This window comes from Sphingomonas sp. SRS2 (assembly GCF_000971055.1).
GTDB lineage: Bacteria > Pseudomonadota > Alphaproteobacteria > Sphingomonadales > Sphingomonadaceae > Rhizorhabdus.
The window spans coordinates 1-902 of record NZ_LARW01000014.1 but is presented as its reverse complement, the minus strand read 5'-3'; the positions used below and the strand labels follow the sequence as shown (position 1 = coordinate 902).

Sequence of the window (902 nt, the reverse complement as noted above, 5' to 3'; positions counted from 1 at the left end):
AGCAGAGATACAGCGTGTCGCCGACCTTGAGGGGCGTCGTCTCGGCGCCATATTTGCTTTTTTCCGGGTCGCCCTTGGGCATATCACCCGTGTGGTAGATCCAGGCGCGGCGCAGCCTGCCAGCATTCTCGGGCGTAATCTGGCCCAGGGGCGAGTAGCGCTGAGCGGCATAGCTGCCGCCATAGGCTGGCCAATCGGTGCCGGCGCGGAGCGGCGACGGGTCGGCCACCGTTGACGCGATCACGCCGGGCATCGTGCCGACAGAGGGCTGATTGACCCGCGAAATCACGAATCCGCCAAGCGCGATTGCCAACGCGGCGGCGCCAGCAGCGATAATGGGCCAGCGCCACGATGTTCCGCGCAACACCGGCAGCGTCAGCAGCACCAGGATGAGCAGCACCGTTGGGCCAACGGCGAAGGGTATCAGTCCCCAGCCATCGAGCCCTGCCTCGGCCAAACCCCAGATCAGCGACAGTAGCCACGTCGCCACATAGACCCAGACGCCGGCAGCGCGCCCGCGGATCAGCAGCACTCCGGCGATGCCAAGGCCAAGCCCAGCGACGGCATAATAAGGCGAGCCCCCCAAGGCGGCGAGCCAGACGCCGCCCACAATCAGAACCAAGCCGATACACGTCAGGATAGCACCGACGATCGTCGCCCACAGAGAGCGTTTCGGAGGCGGGGTGATCGTTTGCGGCATGGATGTCTCCTACAAAACGGAACTGCGCGCCGGGCGATCTGTTCCAGAACGAATGGGCTAATTTAACGAGGTGCGCGTGGATCGAGCTGCGATCTGGATTCCCTATTGCGGCAGCGCGCCGGCGCCTGCCGAATTGCTGGCACGGTGGAATCTTGATCCGGTGCTGATCGCGGCCCTGGCATTGGCGCTCTGCGGCGGATTG

General features: G+C 64.7%; 1 pseudogene. It reads right to left on the bottom strand.

Annotated features, from left to right (window positions below):
• A pseudogene (locus WP12_RS00075) lies at window positions 1-700 on the bottom strand (membrane-bound PQQ-dependent dehydrogenase, glucose/quinate/shikimate family); the annotation flags it as partial.
• Window positions 701-902: the final 202 nt, after the last annotated feature.